Annotated in this window: 26 protein-coding genes; 8 read left to right on the plus strand and 18 right to left on the minus strand. The window is 64.0% G+C overall.

Features of this window, described 5'->3' with window-relative positions:
• Positions 1-90 precede the first annotated feature (90 nt).
• On the plus strand, positions 91-462 hold the full coding sequence (locus AC0L27_RS05570; RefSeq protein WP_354204015.1) for a tRNA-binding protein: 372 nt from the start codon (positions 91-93) through the stop codon (positions 460-462).
• 19 nt (positions 463-481) lie between these two features.
• Here AC0L27_RS05570 and AC0L27_RS05575 read toward each other — a convergent pair whose 3' ends face one another.
• The 10 genes from AC0L27_RS05575 to AC0L27_RS05620 all read right to left on the minus strand — a co-directional run bounded on the left by AC0L27_RS05575 (position 482) and on the right by AC0L27_RS05620 (position 7,556).
• Positions 482-1,186, minus strand: a complete 705-nt coding sequence (locus AC0L27_RS05575) for a glutathione S-transferase family protein (protein WP_275167795.1) — start codon at positions 1,184-1,186, stop codon at positions 482-484.
• 89 nt (positions 1,187-1,275) lie between these two features.
• Positions 1,276-1,419 (minus strand): hypothetical protein, encoded by a 144-nt coding sequence (locus tag AC0L27_RS05580; RefSeq protein WP_007609210.1) that lies wholly within the window; start codon positions 1,417-1,419, stop codon positions 1,276-1,278.
• A 111-nt stretch (positions 1,420-1,530) separates the two neighbouring features.
• A complete protein-coding gene (locus AC0L27_RS05585) occupies positions 1,531-2,196 on the minus strand; it encodes a DUF429 domain-containing protein (protein WP_354204017.1) in 666 nt (221 codons plus the stop codon).
• Positions 2,197-2,230: 34 nt separating this feature from the next.
• On the minus strand, positions 2,231-2,578 hold the full coding sequence (locus AC0L27_RS05590; protein ID WP_354204019.1) for a carboxymuconolactone decarboxylase family protein: 348 nt from the start codon (positions 2,576-2,578) through the stop codon (positions 2,231-2,233).
• A gap of 3 nt (positions 2,579-2,581) precedes the next feature.
• Positions 2,582-3,103 carry an RNA polymerase sigma factor gene (locus AC0L27_RS05595; protein ID WP_354204021.1) on the minus strand — a complete coding sequence of 174 codons (522 nt, stop codon included), beginning with the start codon at positions 3,101-3,103 and terminating at the stop codon, positions 2,582-2,584.
• The gene (locus tag AC0L27_RS05600) at positions 3,100-3,309 is read right to left on the minus strand and encodes a YgaP family membrane protein (protein WP_354204023.1); all 210 of its coding nucleotides are present in this window, start codon (positions 3,307-3,309) and stop codon (positions 3,100-3,102) included. The genes AC0L27_RS05595 and AC0L27_RS05600 overlap by 4 nt, the downstream gene beginning before the upstream one ends.
• Positions 3,310-3,407: 98 nt before the next feature.
• Complete coding sequence (locus AC0L27_RS05605) at positions 3,408-4,592, minus strand: serine hydrolase domain-containing protein (protein WP_354204025.1); 1,185 nt, start codon at positions 4,590-4,592, stop codon at positions 3,408-3,410.
• Positions 4,593-4,666: 74 nt separating this feature from the next.
• A complete protein-coding gene (locus AC0L27_RS05610; protein ID WP_354204027.1) occupies positions 4,667-5,359 on the minus strand; it encodes a GNAT family N-acetyltransferase in 693 nt (230 codons plus the stop codon).
• 4 nt (positions 5,360-5,363) lie between these two features.
• On the minus strand, positions 5,364-5,711 hold the full coding sequence (locus tag AC0L27_RS05615; protein WP_275167260.1) for a Lin0512 family protein: 348 nt from the start codon (positions 5,709-5,711) through the stop codon (positions 5,364-5,366).
• A gap of 180 nt (positions 5,712-5,891) precedes the next feature.
• Complete coding sequence (locus AC0L27_RS05620) at positions 5,892-7,556, minus strand: acetolactate synthase large subunit (RefSeq protein ID WP_354204029.1); 1,665 nt, start codon at positions 7,554-7,556, stop codon at positions 5,892-5,894.
• A gap of 173 nt (positions 7,557-7,729) precedes the next feature.
• On the opposite strand from AC0L27_RS05620, the gene AC0L27_RS05625 reads away from it, so the two are divergent.
• The 3 genes from AC0L27_RS05625 (at position 7,730) to AC0L27_RS05635 (ending at position 9,472) form a co-directional block, all read left to right on the plus strand.
• A complete protein-coding gene (locus tag AC0L27_RS05625; RefSeq protein WP_354204031.1) occupies positions 7,730-8,083 on the plus strand; it encodes an MmcQ/YjbR family DNA-binding protein in 354 nt (117 codons plus the stop codon).
• A gap of 72 nt (positions 8,084-8,155) precedes the next feature.
• Positions 8,156-9,028, plus strand: a complete 873-nt coding sequence (locus tag AC0L27_RS05630) for a bifunctional helix-turn-helix transcriptional regulator/GNAT family N-acetyltransferase (RefSeq protein WP_354204033.1) — start codon at positions 8,156-8,158, stop codon at positions 9,026-9,028.
• Between the two features lie 57 nt (positions 9,029-9,085).
• Positions 9,086-9,472 (plus strand): ester cyclase, encoded by a 387-nt coding sequence (locus AC0L27_RS05635; RefSeq protein ID WP_473318071.1) that lies wholly within the window; start codon positions 9,086-9,088, stop codon positions 9,470-9,472.
• Between the two features lie 22 nt (positions 9,473-9,494).
• On the opposite strand, the gene AC0L27_RS05640 is transcribed toward AC0L27_RS05635, so the two are convergent.
• The 3 genes from AC0L27_RS05640 to AC0L27_RS05650 form a co-directional block, all read right to left on the minus strand.
• A complete protein-coding gene (locus tag AC0L27_RS05640) occupies positions 9,495-10,715 on the minus strand; it encodes an MFS transporter (protein WP_275167265.1) in 1,221 nt (406 codons plus the stop codon).
• A gap of 271 nt (positions 10,716-10,986) precedes the next feature.
• Positions 10,987-11,565 (minus strand): DUF308 domain-containing protein, encoded by a 579-nt coding sequence (locus tag AC0L27_RS05645; RefSeq protein WP_275167266.1) that lies wholly within the window; start codon positions 11,563-11,565, stop codon positions 10,987-10,989.
• A 98-nt stretch (positions 11,566-11,663) separates the two neighbouring features.
• The gene (locus AC0L27_RS05650) at positions 11,664-12,248 is read right to left on the minus strand and encodes a TetR/AcrR family transcriptional regulator (RefSeq protein ID WP_275167267.1); all 585 of its coding nucleotides are present in this window, start codon (positions 12,246-12,248) and stop codon (positions 11,664-11,666) included.
• 76 nt (positions 12,249-12,324) lie between these two features.
• Here AC0L27_RS05650 and AC0L27_RS05655 point away from each other — a divergent pair, with 76 nt between their 5' ends.
• The 3 genes from AC0L27_RS05655 to AC0L27_RS05665 all read left to right on the plus strand — a co-directional run bounded on the left by AC0L27_RS05655 (position 12,325) and on the right by AC0L27_RS05665 (position 13,773).
• Positions 12,325-12,822: a peptide deformylase gene (locus tag AC0L27_RS05655; RefSeq protein WP_354204040.1), complete on the plus strand. Its 498-nt coding sequence runs from the start codon at positions 12,325-12,327 to the stop codon at positions 12,820-12,822.
• A gap of 110 nt (positions 12,823-12,932) precedes the next feature.
• Complete coding sequence (locus tag AC0L27_RS05660) at positions 12,933-13,346, plus strand: GFA family protein (protein ID WP_354055227.1); 414 nt, start codon at positions 12,933-12,935, stop codon at positions 13,344-13,346.
• Between the two features lie 22 nt (positions 13,347-13,368).
• Positions 13,369-13,773 carry an MAPEG family protein gene (locus tag AC0L27_RS05665; protein ID WP_354204042.1) on the plus strand — a complete coding sequence of 135 codons (405 nt, stop codon included), beginning with the start codon at positions 13,369-13,371 and terminating at the stop codon, positions 13,771-13,773.
• 38 nt (positions 13,774-13,811) lie between these two features.
• Here AC0L27_RS05665 and AC0L27_RS05670 read toward each other — a convergent pair whose 3' ends face one another.
• The 3 genes from AC0L27_RS05670 to AC0L27_RS05680 all read right to left on the minus strand — a co-directional run bounded on the left by AC0L27_RS05670 (position 13,812) and on the right by AC0L27_RS05680 (position 16,424).
• Positions 13,812-14,174 (minus strand): ArsR/SmtB family transcription factor, encoded by a 363-nt coding sequence (locus AC0L27_RS05670; protein ID WP_354055231.1) that lies wholly within the window; start codon positions 14,172-14,174, stop codon positions 13,812-13,814.
• Positions 14,174-14,836 carry an SRPBCC family protein gene (locus AC0L27_RS05675; RefSeq protein WP_354055233.1) on the minus strand — a complete coding sequence of 221 codons (663 nt, stop codon included), beginning with the start codon at positions 14,834-14,836 and terminating at the stop codon, positions 14,174-14,176. The genes AC0L27_RS05670 and AC0L27_RS05675 overlap by 1 nt, the downstream gene beginning before the upstream one ends.
• Positions 14,837-15,164: 328 nt before the next feature.
• Positions 15,165-16,424, minus strand: coding sequence for a serine hydrolase domain-containing protein (locus AC0L27_RS05680; protein WP_354254923.1), 1,260 nt, complete (start codon positions 16,422-16,424; stop codon positions 15,165-15,167).
• A gap of 240 nt (positions 16,425-16,664) precedes the next feature.
• On the opposite strand from AC0L27_RS05680, the gene AC0L27_RS05685 reads away from it, so the two are divergent.
• Positions 16,665-17,015: an ethanolamine utilization protein gene (locus AC0L27_RS05685; RefSeq protein ID WP_354055237.1), complete on the plus strand. Its 351-nt coding sequence runs from the start codon at positions 16,665-16,667 to the stop codon at positions 17,013-17,015.
• An 86-nt stretch (positions 17,016-17,101) separates the two neighbouring features.
• Here AC0L27_RS05685 and AC0L27_RS05690 read toward each other — a convergent pair whose 3' ends face one another.
• A complete protein-coding gene (locus tag AC0L27_RS05690) occupies positions 17,102-17,860 on the minus strand; it encodes an SDR family oxidoreductase (protein ID WP_354055239.1) in 759 nt (252 codons plus the stop codon).
• A gap of 160 nt (positions 17,861-18,020) precedes the next feature.
• Positions 18,021-18,902: an AraC family transcriptional regulator gene (locus tag AC0L27_RS05695; protein ID WP_354204048.1), complete on the minus strand. Its 882-nt coding sequence runs from the start codon at positions 18,900-18,902 to the stop codon at positions 18,021-18,023.
• Between the last annotated feature and the right edge of the window lie 202 nt (positions 18,903-19,104).

Here is a 19,104-nt window from a genome sequence, read left to right on the forward strand (position 1 = left end):
TGCGTCATATCGTGATGCTTCGGCGTTGTACGCAACTCCGGTTCGCGCGACAATATTGCGAACGACGCCAGCTCTCCGAACGGACACTCCATGCACGTCACCCACGATCCAGCCGCGACCGCGTCGCCGACCATCGACTTCAACGCCTTCCTCGCGGTCGATATCCGTGTCGGCACCATCATCGATGCAAAGCCGTTCCCGGAAGCGCGCAAGCCGGCCTGGCGGCTGTGGATCGACTTCGGTCCCTCGATCGGCGTCCGCAAGAGCTCGGCCCAGATCACCGAAAATCATCCGCTTGAAACGCTGGTGGGCCAACAGGTAGCTGCGGTCGTGAATTTCCCGCCGCGCCAGATCGGCCCTGTTGTCTCGGAGGTGCTGACCCTCGGTTTCCCCGATGCCGAAGGCAAGGTCGTGCTGGTGCAGCCGAGCAAGCCGGTGCCAAACGGCGGACGGCTGTTCTAGCCTCAAGCCGCTTCGAGCCTCACGGCCGCTTCGGAATGTTCAGCCCGCGCTCGACCGCCGGACGCGCAAGCCCGCGTTCGAGCCAGGCAGCGACGGATTGGAACTGGCTGAACTCGACGAGATCGCCTGCGCCGTAGAAACCGATGAGGTTGCGCACCCAGCCGAGCATGGAGATGTCGGCGATGGTGTAATCGTCGTCCATGAACCATTGCCGGCCGGCAAGATGCATCTCCATCACCCCGAGCAGCCGCTTGGCCTCGCCCACGTAGCGCTCGAGCGGCCGCTTGTCCTCGAAATCCTTGCCGGCGAATTTGTGGAAAAAGCCGACCTGGCCGAACATCGGCCCGATGCCGCCCATCTGGAAATGCAGCCACTGGATGGTCTGGTAACGGCGCGCGGCATCCTGCGGCAGCAGCTTGCCGGTCTTCTCCGCGAGGTATTGCAGGATCGCCCCGGATTCGAACAGCGGCAGCGGCCTGCCGCCGGGACCATCGGGATCGAGGATCGCCGGGATCTTGCCGTTCGGATTGAGCGAGAGGAATTCCGGCGTCTTCTGGTCGTCCTTGCCGAAATCGACGAGATGGACTTCGTAGGGAAGCCCGATCTCTTCCAGCATGATCGAGACCTTGACGCCGTTCGGCGTCGGCAGCGAATAGAGCTGGAGCAGCTCCGGGTGCTTGGCCGGCCAGCGCTTGGTGATGGGAAAGGCGGACAGATCGGACATCAGGACCCCGGCTTCGTTCACGAGATGCCGCCTAGTCTAGGCGAGCGAACGACGCAAGGTCGAGTGGTCAGATCATTTTCCCGCGCAGGTCACAACGGCCGCAGCAAATGGTTGGTGGCGTGCATCACATCGCGCTGTGCGCGTTGCTCGATGAAGAGCTGGCCGGTGACGAGCAGTGCTCCGGTGAAGACGAGCGCAAGCATCGCGGTCGCGAATTGACTGGCATCCCTCATCGGACGAGCTTCTCCCTGGTCGGTTCGCAGGGGAACGCGGGCCGGCCGTCGTCAGTTCCTGCAAGCTTCAAATAAATTGCAGCTTTTTCCCGAACCGCCACACAGACGGCCTCAATAATTGATCTCCATCCGCAAGCCCCGCGGATCGGCCTCCTCCCCTCCGACACATTGCGTGCTGTCGCGCGCTGCGACGGCGCAGGCACAGGCATCGATGAGATCGTCACGGCCGATGCCGGTGCCATGTCGCTGAATCAGCCATTTTGGCAAGCGCGCGAAGCCGCGCTGCTCCAGGAGCGCGATACGCTGCTCGCGGCCCTCCGCCGATGTCTTCTTTGCAAGCCGGACCTGCTCAGCCAGATTCCAGAAAATCAATTCCGGATGCGCTTCGCCGAAGGTCGCCTGCCGCGTCGGCGTCATGATCTCGTCGACCTCCCTGATCTTGTCCCTGATGTTCCAGAGCTGCGCCGACACGCCCCTGCCCTTGCCCTCGCGCTCCCAGTAGTGGCGATTGGCTGCCGGCATATCGGCGAATGTCCAGAGGTCACGGCGCGCGCCGAGAAACACGGCGGGACCGACCAGCTCGCGCGCGCGCAAATCGCAGATGCGATAGCCGCTCGGCTTCAAGCCGACCGGCATGTCGATCATCGCGCGCGCATGCGGCAGCGCGAGCAGCCGCGCGAGACCCGGCGAATAATCGAAGCCGTGATCGCCGCGCTCGTTGATCCAGGCGGCGACCCAGCCGAAGCGGAATCCATCGAGGCCGAGATAGTTTGGCAAGCTCCTGATCCCTGACGGGCATCCGCCCGCTCCTCTATCCCAGTTCCTCGCCCCGATGCCGCTCGAACAGGCGCTGCGCCAGCAACGCATGGCCGAGCGTGCCGCCGGCGCGAACCGGCGCCGCGATCAGCGCGGCTTCCGCGATTTCTTCGCGCGTTGCACCGGCCTTCGCCGCTTGCGCCGTGTGCACGTCGAGGCAATAGGCGCACTGCGTGGTGAGCGCGACAGCGAGCGAGATCAGCTCGCGATATTTTGGCGGAATCAATCCGTCCGTGCGCTCGACCGCGTGGTTGAACGCAAGAAACGCGTTGGCCTCTACCGGCGCCAGCGCCACGAAGGCCGGGATGGATTTCAGATCGTCAGGGCTTTGATAACAGGTCATGGCTCATCTCGTCAGATATTCGCGCATCAGCGCGCGGGCGCGATGCAGGCGGGCCTTCACGGTCTGCCGGGTCGCGCCGAGTGCGACGGCAATCTCGTCGATGGTCATTTCCTTGACATCGCGCATCAGCGCGACATCGCGGTAGTGCGACGGCAGCGCCTCGAAGGCCGCTGCGACGTCGAGCCGCAAATCGGCTTCAGGACGCGACAGCAACAGCGCCTCCGCCTCTGCGTCTTCGATCGCCGGCGCGAGGCCTGCCTTACGGGCGAGCCGCAGGCATTCGCGGCGGACAACACTGAACAACCAGGCCGAAAACGCCAGCCATGAGCGGATCGTGCCGACATGGCGAAACAGGATCCACAGCGCCTCCTGCGTCGCATCCTCGGCATCCGCCGAACTGCGACAGGCGGCCCGGGCGTAGCGGCGGATGTTCGGCTGCGCCGTCTCGAGCAGAGACGCGATCGCCTGGGGATCGCCGAGGCGCGCGGCCTCGAACAGGTCCGGCGAGATCACAGTGGCGCTCACGACACGCCTCCCCTTCCGATGCCGGCCATCGCGCACATCGGACAATAGCCGACGAGGCCGGTCAGCGCGAAGCCGCCGCCGCCGAGCGCCACCAGCCACGCCGCGGCGCCGGTCAGATAGACGAATGCCGCGGCGGCCACCGCGACGCCCAAGGCGATCCGCACGGCCTGGTGCAGGCCGCCGATGTTCTTCCTGTAAAATGCCATCACATCCTCCGACATAAGCCGAAGCAAAATGCCTCGGCCGTCAAGAGAGGGCGCGACGATCAGAAAGGATTCGCGGCGACGTGCAATTTTCTTCGCGATCAGCCTCCGACGGCCTGATAGGCCAGACGCTTGAATTCGAAGAAGAATGGATTCCAGAAGCCCATGTAGCGCTGCGCCATCAGCACACCGGCGGTATTGGCCTGCGGGCAGATCCACCAATGGGTGCCGGCAAGGCCGCCCCACTGGAATTCGCCGGTCGAGTTGGGAGGATCGAACGGCATCGGCGCGAAGGTGACGGCGCCGCCGAGGCCAAAGCCCTTGCCGGGGATCGGGCCGAGATTGGCGAAGCGGATGTTCTCGCCGGCGGGCAGCTGGTTCGTCATCATCTGCCGCAGCGTCTCCGGCTTCAGTAGCGCATCCGAGCCGGGGAGCAGCGCCCGTATCAAAGCGAGCATGTCGGGCAAGGTCGAGACCAGTCCGCCGCCGCCCGACAGCCGCGGGAATTGCCGCCGATAGGCCTGCGGATAAGGCAGGTCGTCGGCCCGGGTGAGGCCTGGCTTCATGGGATCGAGCACATCCGTGCCGTTGTAGAGCGCGACCAGCCTGCCCTGCTGCGCGTCCGGCACGTGGAAGCCGGTGTCGGCCATGCCAAGCGGATCGAAGATGCGCGCCTTGAGGACGGCGTCGAGCGGCTTGCCGGAGACGACCTCCACGACACGCCCGAGCACGTCGGTCGCCACCGAGTATTCCCAGGACGCGCCCGGATGAAAGGACAGCGGCAGATCGGCGAGCTGGTCGATCATGGCGGCCAGCGGCGTCAACGGATTGAGAACGCGCGCCTCGTTATAGCCTTTGAACACCACCGTACCGGGATCGAAGATGCCGTAGCTGAGGCCGGAGGTGTGGGTCAGAAGCTGCCGGATCGTGATCGGGCTCTTCGCCGGCTCGACGTCGGCAAGGCTCAAAGCACCCGGCTTCAGAACCTTGCGATTGCCGAGTTGCGGCAGGAATTTCGCGACAACGTCATCGAGCCCGATCCGGCCGTCCTCGACCAGCAGCATGATCGCGCAGGTGACGAAGATCTTGGTATTGGAGAACGCGCGAAAAATGTGATCGGGCCGCAGCGCGGTGCTGGCCTCGCGATCGGCGAAACCGATGCACTGCTGATCGACGACCTCGCGGCCCCGCAGCACCGCCCAGGACGCACCCGGAATGATCTCCTGATCGACGTAACGCTGCATTGCTGTCCGCGCGGCGGAAAAATCAGGTGTTCTGGCGTCCATGTGTTTCCCTAATGATGGCCGGGATCGATATAGCGTGAATTCGCCAGATGAGAAGCCTGTCCGGACGGCGCAGCTCATTCCTGCTTCATGAACGCAGTCACGTGCAGGCTGCGCCGAATCCACATCCCCTGCCGCTGATACAGCGCGATGGCCGATGAGTTGCTCGAGAACACGTGCAGGAACGGAATTTCGCCGCGCGCCTCGATCTGGCGCGCGACCGCCGCCAGCAGCGCCTGCGCGTAGCCCCGCCCGCGATGGTCGGGGTGGACGCAGACAGCCGTCATCTCGACGAAATTGCCGGGCCTCATTCGCTCGCCGGCCATCGCGACCAATTCGCCGCCGGCGCGGATGCCGAGAAACGTTCCGAGCTCGTGCGTGCGCCGGGCGAATGGACCGGGCTTCGTCAACTCCGTCAATGCCATCATGGCGGGAACGTCGGCCGCACCCAGCTGGACGATCTCGGCATCGCGAAGCGGACTGTCGGCCGGAGCACCGATCATCTGCTCGCAGGGACCGGCCAGCACGACTTTGAAACCTGCGGGAACATCGACGGCCTCCGGTGTGAACAGTGCGGCGACCTGTGAGCCCGACAGGAGATCACGGAGCGCGGCAAAGCTCGCCTCGGACATGTCGACCATGTCGGCAAAGGGCGTCACGTCCACCGGATAGCGCAACGCTCGCGGGCCACCTTCGGCCAGATGTTTGTGGCTGGTCGTCAGCGCGCTCCAGATCGGGCGATCCAGCAGCGTCACGTCACCGTTGGACACCGGCCTAGTCCTTTTCGAAGCTGACGATGACGGCGGCATTGGCGATGAGGATGGGGTCGTTGCCCTGTTCCGGGGCTGAGGGAATTTCCAGCCCGCCCTTCACCGCGTTGACGGTGACCGTGCCGTAAGGCAGCTCCTTCGCGACCGCGTCCTTGTCGACGGCTTCGGGATTCGGCACCGCAATCGTGACGTCTACGAACATGTCGTTCGCAGTCTTGTCGATCATCCGGAAGAAGCCGAGGCTCGAATGCCTGATGGCATCGGAGACGGCACGCTTCGCCGCCTTGGTGGCGTCCCTGCCATGGACGTCGACACCCATGCCCATCTCGGTGATACAGCGAACGCGAGCCATGTCTTTGTCCTGTGATTGATTAGATTGGGTTGATGCAAGTTGTTATCGCATTTTGGTTGATCGTCATACTCCGTCATTGCGAGGAGCGAAGCGAGGAAGCAATCCAGACTGCCCCTGCGGAAGCACTCTGGATTGCTTCGCTACGCTCGCAATGACGGTGTGGCTTGAGTGATGAGCACATCACGCCTTCGACTTCTCCCGCCCCCGCAGCTCCTCCACGAGCACCCGCACATTCTCCGAATAATCGATCGGAATCACCACCAGATGCACGCCGCCCTCCTTGAAGGCGGCATCCAGCGTCGGGCCAAAACTGTCGATGCTCTCGATGCGATGTCCCTTCGCCCCATAGGCCTTCGCGTACAGGACGAAATCGGGATTGCCAAAGGTCATGCCGAAATCGGCGAAGTGATCGACGGCCTGTTTCCAGCGGATCATGCCGTAGGCGTTGTCCTCGAGCACCAGCACGACCAGATTGAGCTTGAGGCGGACGGCGGTCTCCATCTCCTGGCTGTTCATCATGAAGCCGCCGTCGCCGGCGACCGCGAGCACGCGGCGCTCCGGATACAGCATCGCGGCCATCATCGCCGACGGCAGGCCGGCGCCCATCGTCGCCAGCGCATTGTCGAGCAGCAGCGTGTTGGCGACGCGGGTCCGGTAGTTGCGCGCGAACCAGATCTTGTACATGCCGTTGTCGAGCGCGACGATGCCGTTCTCCGGAATGACCTGCCGGATATCGTGCACGATGCGTTGCGGCGTCGGCGGCCAGCGCGCTTCGGTGGCGCGGTCGGCGATCTGCGCGAGAATCTTTTCGCGCAGTGGCAGCAGCGCGGCGGCTAGCGGCAGCTTGCCTTCGAGCCGGTCGGCGAGCAGCTCCAGGCTCGGGCCGACGTCACCGACGACTTCCGCATCGGGGAAGTAGACCAGCTCGACGCTGGCCGGCGTGTAGCTGACGTGAATCACCTTCGGGCCCGACGGCCCCATGATGAAGGGCGGCTTCTCGATCGGGTCGTGGCCGATCGCGACGATCAGATCGGCGGCGTCGATCGCGTCATGAACGTAGTCGCGCTCGGACAGCGCGGCGGTGCCCATGTAGAGATTGGTGCCGCCGGGCACCGTGCCCTTCCCCATCTGCGTGGTGAAGAAGGGAATGCCGGTCCGCCGCACGAAGCTGGCGATGCCGTGGGTCGCGCGCGGCCGGCTGGTCGCGGCGCCCATCATCACCAGCGGGTGCTTCGCGGCCAAAATCATCTCGGCGGCGCGGTCGAGCGCGGCGCGATGGGCGACCGGGATCTCGATCGGATGAACCGGGATTATCGGGACATCAGGCACTTCATCGCCTGCGATGTCCTCAGGCAGTTCGAGATGCACCGGCCCCGGTCGCTCCTCCATCGCCACGCGAAACGCCTCGCGGACCACGGTCGGGATGCTGGAGGCGCTGATGATCTGCCGTGACAGTTTCGTCAGCGGCTTCATGGTGGCGACCACATCGACGATCTGGAAACGCGCCTGCCGGCTGCTCATGATCGGCTTCTGGCCGGTGATCAAAATCATCGGCATCGCGCCAAGATGCGCATACGCCGCGCCCGTCGACAGATTGAGAGCGCCCGGGCCGAGCGTCGAAAGACATACTCCGGGCTTGCCGGTCAGCCGTCCGTGCGTCGCGGCCATGAAGGCGGCGGCCTGCTCGTGACGGGTCAGGATCAGTTCGATTTTGGAGGTGCGGAGCGATTCCACCAGATCGAGATTCTCCTCGCCGGGCACGCCGAAGATGCGGTCGACACCTTCGTTCTCCAACGCGGCGACAAACAGGTCGGATCCTTTTGCTTTGCGTTCCTGCCCACTCATGTCGCCTCCCGGTCACAATGTCGGCTCCCGTGTTCCACGGCAGCCGGTGCATGGTAACGGTCCGCGGCGCGGGCACAACTCACAAAGAGGCGCGCAGCTGCATCATCCCCGTGGCGACAAGCTCGTCCCTTCGTGTCCTTGCAAGCCCCATGCGCTGTGCTATCGCTCAGGCGATGACTCCCAAAACTTTCGAAACCCGCTGCCTGCGCCTGCCCGCCGTCACCAAGGTGGTGCAGTGGGAGGGCACCTCCGTGTTCAAGGTCGGCGGCAAGATGTTCGCACTCGGCGGCGGCTTTGCCGCGCGCTCCGGCGGCTACATGTTCAAGGTCTCGAACATGGCCTATGCCATGCTGATCGAGCACGGCCTCGCGCGGCCGGCGCCGTATCTAGCGCGCGCCAGATGGGTGCAGCTCGTCGGCAACAACGCACTGCCGGACGCCGAGCTCACGGGCTATCTGGCGCAGGCGCACGCGCTGATCGCGGCGAAACTCACGCGGAAGTCCCGCAAGGCGCTGGGCCTCGACTGAAGCGCAGCCGCAGCTGAAGCGAAAGCCTGCACAGATTGACTCCGATGATATGCCTGACTAAAGTCAGACATCATGCTCGACCCTGTTTCCCGCGTCCGCCGCTTCAACCGCGCCGTCACGTCCGCTGTCGGCGCGCTCGACACGTCGTTCCTGGGACGCGGACGGCCATTGGGGGCGGCGCGCGTGCTCAACTCGATCGGGCATGGACGTTCGGACGTGGCCGAGATCCGCGACTATCTGGCACTCGATTCCGGCCTGATGAGCCGTCTGCTCCGCAGCCTCGAGGATGAAGGGCTGGTCGAGACCAACGCGCATGACGACGATGCCCGCCGCCGCGTGGTATCGTTGACGCGTGCGGGCCGGCGCGAGTTCGCCGCCTATGAGGCGCTGTCGAACACGCAGGCCGAGGGCTTCCTCGCACAACATTCGCAACGCGAGGCGCTGCTGGCGGCGATGGATTTGATTGCTTCCGCATTGACGCGCGAGCGCGTCGCGCTGGAGGAGATGGATCCGCGCAGCGAACAGGCCCGTTATTGTCTCGGCGAATATTATGGCGAGCTCGGCCGCCGCTTCAAGCAGGGGTTCGACGTCTCCCTGTCGCGCGATCCTGACGCCAAGGACATGCGCCGCCCGCGCGGCACCTTCATCGTGGCGATGTCGGACACGCTGCCGGCCGGCTGCGTCGGGCTGAAGGGCACGGATCACGGCTATGCCGAGATCAAGCGGCTGTGGGTCGCACCGGCGGCGCGCGGATTGCGGCTCGGCCGGCGCCTGATGGACGCGACCGAGGATGCCGCGCGCGGGCTCGGCATCAAGCTGCTGCGGCTCGACACCAACAGCGCGCTGGCGGAGGCCGGCCAGCTCTACCGGCGAAGCGGCTGGAGCGAGATACCCCGCTTCAATGACGATCCCTACCCGGACCTGTTCTTCGAAAAACGTCTGTGAGCGCGGGCGCCGATCGCCCTGTTGCCGCGTTATGGCCGAAGCCGCAGGAGCAACTCCATGACCAGGTCCGATCTCGCCGACATCTACCGCAACTACATCGCCTGCCTGAACCGGCAGGATTGGCCCGCGCTCGGACAGGTCGTCCACGATGACGTCGTCCACAATGCGCGACCGTTCGGACTGTCCGGCTATCGAGCCATGCTGGAGCAGGATTTTCGCTCAATTCCGGATCTGCATTTCAACATCGAGCTGCTGGTCTGCGATCCGCCCCACATCGCGTCCCGGCTGACGTTCGATTGCACGCCGGCTGGAAAGTTTCTGGGGCTCGATGTGAACGGTAAGCGCGTGTCATTCTGCGAAAACGTGTTCTATCAATTTCGCGACGGAAAAATACGGCATGTGTGGTCCATCGTCGACAAGCCCGCGATCGAGGCGCAGCTCTAGCGCTACGCCTCGATGAACCTGCTTACGCCGCCGCCGGCGCCAACTCCGCTCGCGGCTTCGGGAACGGCTTGAAATTCATCGCCATCAGGAAGGCGCCGAGACCCATCGCCCAGGAGGCGATATAGAGCCAGACGTAGCTCGAGAACGCATCGTAGATCAGGCCGCCGGCGAGCGGGCCCGTGGCCATGCCGAGACTGCCGGCCATCGCGGTGCCGCCGATCACCGTCCCCATCATCTTGAGCGGAAAGTTTTCGCGGATCAGCACCGCGTAGAGCGGCATGGTGCCGGCATAGATGAAACCGAAGACGGCCCCGACCGCATAAAATGTCGTGAGCTGGTGCGCGAAGACATAGGCGAGTGCGCCAAACGCCTGCAGCAGCAGGCCCGAGACGAGCACGCGCTTGGCGCCGAAGCGGTCACCCATCAGGCCGAAGGCGATGCGTCCGCCGAGGCCGGCAAAGCCCTCGATGCTGTAGATCGTCACCGCCGCGACCAGCGGGATGCCGCAGCTCACGGCATAGGAGACGGTGTGGATGATCGGGCCGGAATGGGTGGCGCAGCAGAAGAAGTTGGTCGCGAGCAGGATCAGGAATTGCGGTGAGCGCAGCGCCTCTCCCATCGACATCTCACCTTGCACGGCGCTCTCGCCCGCTGGCGCGACGGCGGCGTGCGCGAGCGCCGGCGGGCGGCGCACCAGGAACGAGACCGGGATCATGATGGCGCCGACCACCAGCGCCACGATCTGCATCGAGGTGCGCCAGTCGTGGCCGGAGACGAGCCAGGCCGCGAGCGGCGCCATCGTCATCGGCGCCATGCCCATGCCGGCCGAAACCAGCGAGACCGCAAGGCTGCGATGGGTGTCGAACCAGCCGGTCACGGTCGCCATCATCGGCGCGAAGATCGCGGCACAGGACGCCCCGACCAGAAGGCCAAAGACGAACTGAAACGCCAACAGCGAGGTGGCATGGCTCGCCGCGAACAGGCTCACGGTCAGCGCCGTGGATCCCGTCAGCACCACCGGCCGCGGCCCGAACCGATCCGTCAACGTGCCCCAGGCCATGCTGGTGCAGGCCATCGCCAGAAAGCCGATCGTCATCGCGCTCGAGATGCCGGTCACGGACCAGCCGGTATCCTTTGCGATCGGCTGCAGGAACACCGGCAGCGAAAACATGCCGCCGATGGCGACGCAGCCGAGCAAGCCGCCCGCGGCGACGATCACCCAGCGATAGGAGGAAGAGTTCATTTTGGTCTCCCGTCAGGTCTGTCTGGGTGGAAGACGAATGGGAACATGGTGGACCGACAGCCCGGCGCAAGTTTTTGCGGCACGCTTTTGTGACCTGCCAAACAAAAAATGCGAAAACAACCCCATGCACAGTAGCCGGACGCTTTGGGATCAAGGACTTACAGCGCAGCTCTTTGGGGTGCGAGGAACCGGCGTTTGACTCGTCGGGCAAAACACCTGCATGATGGCAGCATCCCGCAAATCCTATAGCAAGGCTTCAAAGCGCAAGGCTTCAAACAGCCTCGCTGCGCCGCCACTCGCCGACCGTGAGCCAGATCGCCGAGACCAGGAAGTAGAGCGCACCAACGCCGGCATATCCCGCGACAGTCGCGATCGAGGGAACCGCAGGCGTCGTCGCCTGAACGATGAAGAAGCCGCCTGCAAGCGCCGACTGGCCACCGCTGAGCACCATGGCCCATTGCGCGCCAAAACTCCGCCAGCGGCGGATGGCCGTCCCCAACTGCAGCAGTCCAGACACAATCGCCCACGCCCCGAAGATTCCGAGCACCCAGTTCATGCTCGACTGGAGGGCGACGACGACCGCGATGGTTGCCGCAACGCTTGCCATAGCGTTGAAAACCTGGGTGCGATTCTGATCGAAGCCGCCGCTGCGCAAGGCGTCCGCGAAGTTGGCCGCGGCGTCCCATGCCGGATAGAGGACCAGCAAGGCGCCGGCGATGACTGGAGAAGAAGCCCCGGCGGCAAACGCAGCAGCAACCCAGGCGACCGAGAACGCCGCTCGCACGAAGTAGTATTGCTTCAGCCATCGCGCACGATCGGCACGAACCAGATCCAATTGATATTGCGCCACTGCAGTCTCTCCTATACCTACTAGTTGGTAGTCTCGCACGCAGCGAAGCCGACTTCGCTCCAGCCCACCTGCGAGCTGCGTTCGTTCGCTGATGTCTCTCAGTGCTTGTTGGACAGCCGGTCCAGCAACGGGGTGGTGATCACACCGAACATTTTTGGATCGCCATAGGCACGCGCCGACAGCATCGCGCCGTGAATGGTCGCCATGAATCCTTCCGCCTCGACCCGGGCTGTGCCGGAGAGCTTGAGTTGCCCCTTCCGCTTGCCACGCTCCATGACGGCCGTCAGCCAGGAAGCCAGTGAGCGGAAGTGCGCACGGACTTCGAGCGCGACCTCCTCCGGCAAGATCGGGAGCTCGCTCGCCAGCAGCGCGCAGACGCAGAACGGCGCCGTCGCATCATTGATGCACGCCTTCCAATACGCGACATAGTTTTCGAGCTGGTCGCGCGGATCAGGGACATTGCGCTCGAGCGCGGACAGTCCGGCCTCGGCTTCGGCGCGGTAGCGCGACACGAGGGTGCGGACCAGATCGACCTTGCTGGCGAAATGGTGGTGGATGCTTGGCTTGCGGATGCCGACCACATCGGCCACGTCGGCGTAGCTGAAACCATTATAGCCGCCCGCGATGATCAAGCTGCGCGCGCAGGCCAGGATGTCGTCGGCAGTCGAGGAAACATTAGTCATGACCTTAAGCTACCTTCCAGTTGGTAGGGCGTCAAGAACAGGATGCTTCAACCATCCGTGAGTGCTAGGAGCCTGCATGACCATCCGCCCGATCGTCGGCTATCCCGACCGCCGCCTCGCGATGCCGGCCCGCCCCGTCACCGCATTCGATGCAACGCTGCGCGAGCTTGCAAACGATCTGCTCGATACGATGCGCGCCGCGCCCGGCATCGGCATCACGGCGCCGCATATCGGCGTGCCCTTGCGCGTCGTCGTGCTTGAGCTCGACGCCAAGGAGGGCGCGCAGACCTATGTCAATCCGGAGATCGAATGGGCCTCGCCCGAGATGATCCTGCATCGTGAAGGCAGCGTCTCGATGCCCGGTGTCAATGACGAGGTGCAACGCCACGCCCGCGTGCGGATCAGCTATCAGGATATCGACGGCAACATGCACAGCGAGGAGTCGGAAGCCTTGCGCGCCGTCTGCCACCAGCACGAGATCGACCAGCTCGATGGCATGTTCTGGATCCAGCGGCTGTCGCGGCTGAAGCGCGAACGGCTGGTGAAGAAGTTCGAGAAGATGTCGCGCGGGTGAGCGCGCCGGCGAAGATCGGACTTGTGTGAAATCGCGCCGCCTGTTCGATGTGGAGAAATCAAACCAGCCTGATATGATCAGACCGGTCGGCCCCGTCGGGAGCGAGACGAATGACATATTCAGGTCGTTGCGCCTGCGGCGCGGTTTGTTACACCATTACGTCCGCGCCGATCCGCGGCTTCCAATGTCAGTGCAGCGACTGTCAGCGCGACACCGGCAGTGGCCACAGCTCAATCTTCGTGTTCGCGCGCAGCGCAGTCTCGGTGACAGGCGAGGTGCGCGAAATCGAGCGCATTGCCGACAGCGGCGCAGTCAAGCGCAAGGGGTTCTGTCCGAACTGCGGCTCGCCGATCTACAACAAGCCGGACGAGAAGCCGGAGTTCATCGGCATCTATGTCGGCACGCTGGACGATGCCAGCACGTTCAAACCGTCCGTCGTGCTGTTCTGCTCGCGCGGATATGCCTGGGATCACCTCGATCCCGAGATCTCCAAACTCCCGGAATGGCACCCGGGATCGCGCTGATTTGCAGATTGGGGGACAGCCAATGGCGATGAGCTTCGAGCTATCGATGCTGGCCGCCGCAATCGTCTGGGGCTTCGTACAGCTTGTCGCCGCCGCGCAAGCCGCGAACCTGCAGTACGGCCTCAGATGGGCTGCGAGCCCGCGCGATATCGAGATGCCTCCGCTCAAGCCCATCCCGGGCCGCCTCAAGCGAAATTTCCGCAACTACATGGAGACGTTTCCGTTCTTTGCCGCCGCGATCCTCATCTCTCACTCCGCAGGCGTTCACAATGAGCTGACTTATTGGGGATCGATCGCCTATCTTGGCGGACGCATCGCCTACACCGCGCTTTACCTATCCGGCATACCGCTCGTCCGCTCGCTGTTCTGGAATATCGCCAGCTTTGGCATGCTTGCAGTTTTGGCCGCGGCTTTCGTGCCTCACTAAAGCGGCGCCATAGCGACTTTGCCTTTGCCGCGATGCCTTCACGCCCGCTTCCCGCTCCGCTTGGTCATTGGCGCGTTACGACGCTCGCGTTTGCCGCGTGCGATTTCCGTCGCCAGGGCGTCCAGCTTCGGCTCCCAGAAATTGCGGAACTGACCGATCCATGCATCCACGGCTTGGAGCCCCGCAGCATCGACCGAATAGAGCCGTCGCTGCGCCTCCGCCCGAACCGTCGCGAAGCCGTTCTCGCGCAGAACCTTGAGGTGCTGCGACACGGCGGCCTGCGTGATCCCGAACTCCGCCCCTATCGCCTCGACGACCTCACCGGACGCCATCTCGCAGTGCGCAAGCAGCTCGAGGATGCGACGGCGGACGGGGTCAGCGAGGACCTCGAAGATTTGCATCAGCTTCCTGTGCCAGGATGCGCGACGTCGGGCAGCGTCTCGCCGCGATAGAAAGCGATGGTGCGGTCGGACCGCTGCTTCGCGGAGGCAGGATCCACGCCGCTTGCGACATGCGCCGCGCGCCAATACTCGCCGCTGCTCGTCATGAATGCCTTACCCGCGGGAGAGACCATCCATGCCTCGGCCGTCTCATGGTCGACCGATGCCCCGGTCGCAACATATCGCTCCAGCCCCGCAATGGCGAGATCCCAGCCGATCCCGACCGCCCCCGGACCGAACTGCTCCCAATGATCCTCGATCATCGCGGTGTGCTCAAGCGTCAATCGCGCCTGGCTTCGTTCTGCCGTCAGCTTGACATCGATCCAGCTCATCGCGCCGCCGAATTCCCACGTCGCCGCAAAATGGGTCGGCGGCGTACACGCCGTGATGGTCCCGCCTGCATTCCCCTTGAGCTGGTACTTTCCGCCGAGCCGGAGGTCTCCCTCGACCGGCAGAAACCAGCGCGGAATGCGTTGCTCGCTGGTCACTGCGTCCCAGAGATCGTCGACGCTGGTCTCGTAAAGCCGCGTCAGTGTCACCGCACTGGCCGCTTTCCCGTCCTTCTCGAAATTCCTCACCGAGCGCGTAACCAGCCCCAATACTCTTGCGACGTCGATCTCCATGGCGCTTGCTCCCTGTCGTTTCGCGCAAGGATGAATATCGGTCTAACCTAATATAAGTCAACTCTTATATTCAGGGGAGATGCCGCTCAGATATTTTCGAGCGCCTTTTTGAACATGGTGATGAAGGCCGCGACGGAGTCGTAGCCGAGACCCGAACGGATCCAGCCTGCCAGCCTGGCCGGCCTATGACGAGAACGACGTCGTGCAGATCCTCGGCAAACCGATCGAATCCCGCCCCAATCCGCAAGCCGCCCGCTTCCGCTTCCTCGACAGTTTCAGGCAGGATGGCATTTTGCCGATGCGCTGGCGGGAGCTGCCGTAGGCGCGCTCACTCGCCCGCCATCAGCTGCTTCGCCAGCGCCATGTAGGCCGGCAGCGTCACGGGGTCGTTGGCGGCGTTGCCCGCTGCGGGGTGCGAGGCGTAGCGCGCGATCACCATCTCGGCCATGGGATCGACGTAGATGCCCTGGCCGTGAACGCCGCGCGCCATGTAGGCGCCGTGGGCGTTGTGCGTGACCCACCATTGATTGCGATAGGACGCACCGGGCAACGTGGTGTAGCCGGCCGGCCTGAATTTTTCGGGATCGCCGCCGCGCGCGATATCCTTGACGACAGATGAAGGCACGATCTGCCTCCCGTTGAAGCGGCCGTGATTGCGCATGGTCTCGCCGAAGCGGGCGAGATCGCGCAAGGTGGTGGAGAGGCCGCCGCCGCCGCTTTCGGTGCCCATGCGATCGACGTGATAATGCGCGTCCTCCTCCGCGCCGATACGGGTCCAGATCCGTTCCGAGAGAAAATCGGACAGCGTCATGCCGCTGGCGCGCCTGATGATCCAGGCCAGCACATCGGAATTAACGGTCTTGTAGGCGAAGACCTTGCCGTGCTCACCCTGCTTCTTCTGACCGACGAGGAAATCGAAAATGTTGGTCGCGCCGTCATAGCCCGGTTCGATCGGCGCCATGCCGTTCGCCCGCCGCAACCCCCACACTGCGGAATTCCTGTCGGTGTAGACTTCGGTGTAGGCGAGCCCGGTGGTCATATCCATGGCCTCGTGCACGCGCGCATCGCCGAAGGCGCTGGCCTTCAGCTCCGGCACATACTCCGTAACAGGCGCCTGCGGATCGATCTTGCCCTCGGCGACCAGGATGCCGGCAAGCACGCCCGTGAACGACTTCGTCACCGACATCGCGATATGCGGCTTGTGCGGCTTCAACGCGCCGAAATAGCGCTCATAGATCAGCCTGCCCCGGTGCAGCACGACGATGCCGTCGGCATAGGTTTCCTCGAGCATCTTCGCGAACGTCATTGGCCGGCCGTCCATCGTGGTCGACGCGGAGGCGCCGATGTCATGGTCTTGGCACGGCAGCACCGATGCAGGCTCCGCCCCGCGCCAGACGTTTACGGTCGGCACCAGCTGGCGGATGTTGCTCCAGGCCCAGCGCAGCTCGGGGAAGCTGCGGAACGAGCCATTCTGGAAGGAGATGGTGCGGTTTTCCGGTGGCGGGAAGCCCTTCATCCAGCCGAGTGTTTCCGGATCGGTTTCGGCGGCGGTTGCGGGCGGCTGACTCGGGGCGGTGGCGGCGGACATGAATATTGGGCTCCGGAAGCGAACGACGGGGATCTCGTATCATGGCGATCGGTGGCGAACATCCAGTGTTTACGCCGAGGCGACCGTCGCCGCGCGCTGGGCACCAACCGTCTCCTGCGCTCCACCATCGTCCGCGCCATCTGCGTCAAACCGCCCCGCAAGGCGGGTTGAACAAAACACTTGCTTGCGACTTCTATCATCCTCACTCCGCCAACTTTGATCGCAGACGGAAGACATCTCATGCAAGTTCGCAAGTTTGCCATCTCGGACGCAACGCTCGAGCGTTCGCCGGGACAGGATGGCGACATATTCGTCGGCAATGTGATCGACCAGCGTCACGACGCGCCGGTCACCATCGGCTACGGCCGCTACGCGCCGAACCAGATCCTCGACGAGAAAATCGCTGTTGACGACGTCATGGTCGTGCTCGAAGGGAAGCTCTCGGTGTCGAGCAACGCCGGCACCGTGACCGCCGGTCCGGGCGAGATCGTCCACATGCCCAAGGGTGCGCAGGTCACCATCCGCTCGCACGAGCAAGGCGCCGTCACCGCCTATGTCACCTATCCGCACTGGCAGGAGGCGCGCGGGTGAGACAGGCTTTCGCGACCGCACCCCGTCATGAACTGGTCTGATCGACGGGGCAGAGCCCCGTCGATCAGACCCGAACGGATTCGTCATCAGGTCAAACGGACCGACATGCCGCCGTCTACCGTCATGGGGCTGCCCGTCATGAACGATGCCCGGTCGCTCAGGAGAAAAACGGCTGCCTGCGCGATCTCCTTGGGACTGGCCATCCGCTTCATCGGGTGGAGCCCGGCGATGAAATTCAGGGCGTCGGGATTTCCTTCGCCTGCCGACGGGGTGACGGTCCCTCCGGGCAGAAGCGCGTTGACGCGAATGCCTTCGGCCGCATGCTCGGCGCCCAGTGATTGAGCCAGGCCGATCAGTCCTGCCTTTGAAGCTGCGTACGCCGCCATTCCCGGCAAGCCCCCGTTGCTGAAGCCAACGAAGGACGAGGTGAAAACGATCGAACCGCCGCCCTGCTTGCGCAGCGCCGGGATCTGCGCCTTTGCGCCGAGGAATGCCGAGGTGAGATTCACCGCAAGCACATCGGTCCAATTTTCGACGCTCATCTCGGGGACCCGCGTCATGTCGCCGACGATGCCGGCATTGTTGAGAGCGCCGTCGAGCTTTCCGAAGGTCTTGACGGCGTGCTCGACAAGGCGGGTTGCATAGCCGGTGTCCCGAACGTCGCCCGGGAGAAAAGTCGCGCGCCCTCCGGCGCTCTTGATGCTTGCAACAATGGTCTGCAGCTCGGGGGCGCGGCGAGCCCCGAGCACCACATCGGCGCCTTCGGACGCGAACAGCGACGCCGCGGCAGCACCGATACCGCTGCTGGCGCCGGTTATGATGATCGTTTTGTTTGCCAGTTCCACCGCGAGACTCTCCTGATGTCAAAGCAAGCGAACAAGACATCAGGCACCGGCAAGCTGCCACCCGTTTCCCGAGTCACATGCGGGATCGGATGGCGGCGGCATTGATCGCGGATAGCGGCCCGCCGGCTTGTTGCGACCGAAAGCCAGGCCGCCGCCAGGGTTATTTCAGCGGCAGAAAGAGGTCCGCGACCGTCTCGTGCTCCGGCACCTCCGGAAAGAAGCTCAGCCGCTGACAATAGATCGGGAAGTCGCGTGCTTCCTCTCCGCTAGCCGGAAGCCAGTCGCGATAAAGGAAGAGCGCGGCCGGCTCGAGGTTGTCGGTGTAGCCGATAACGCGCAGCACCGCGCAGCGTCCGCCGGGGATGTCGCCGGCCTTGATTTCTTCGCCGTTCGCCACGATCGGCTGGTCGGTCCCGACGCAGAGGTCGACGCTGTAATCGGCGGGTGACGCAGGCCGCCGCTCGGAACGCCAGACATTGAAGGTCGGACTTGTGCTGGGGTGCAGGTGAGATGCCTTGCGCCACGCGATGAAGCGCTGGATGGTGGCGGGAAGCGTCGTGGGGTCGCCGCGATGCTCCATGATCGCCACCGGCGTCGGGGGCACATCGCGGATCGTCACGTCGTCGGTGGTAAACGTTTTCTGCATGAGCTTGCTCCTGGCATTGTCGAGAGGCCCGAAGGCCGCAAGCCACGGCTCCCAGTCGGGAGACTTCCGGAACGACGACGGCGATTGCCCGAACCGTTGCCGAAAGGCGCGGGCGAAGGCGTCCGGTGCCTCGTAACCGGCATCCATCGCGATCTCCGTGACATCAAGGGCGTCCATGTAGGCCAGCTGATGCGACGCGCGCTTCATGCGGGCCAGCTGGACATAGCGATGCACCGATACCCCGAAGGTCGCCGAGAACTGCCGGTGGAAATGAAACTTCGAGAAGGCCGCAACAGCACTCACCGTGTCCAGATCCAGATCGCCGTCGAGATGCCGGTCGATATGGTCCAGCACCCGCCGCATCCGGTCCTGGTAGTTTTGCAGCGCCGCCTTCATCGTCCCTCCTCCGTGGCGGCTCCATCTAGTCGTTGACGGCCATGACACGCTCGACCGATCTTGCGGATTAGCAGGCATCCCGTCGATCCTATTTTGAGCGTGCTGGGCGCCTGCGCAACGATCAAGACGGCGGCAACGGACGTGGCGAACTTCATCAGATCTGGCGGCCGTCAAAACGGAAAAAGGGAGCCCGCATGTCGCG

The sequence above is a fragment of the Bradyrhizobium sp. Ken51 genome (assembly GCF_055807435.1).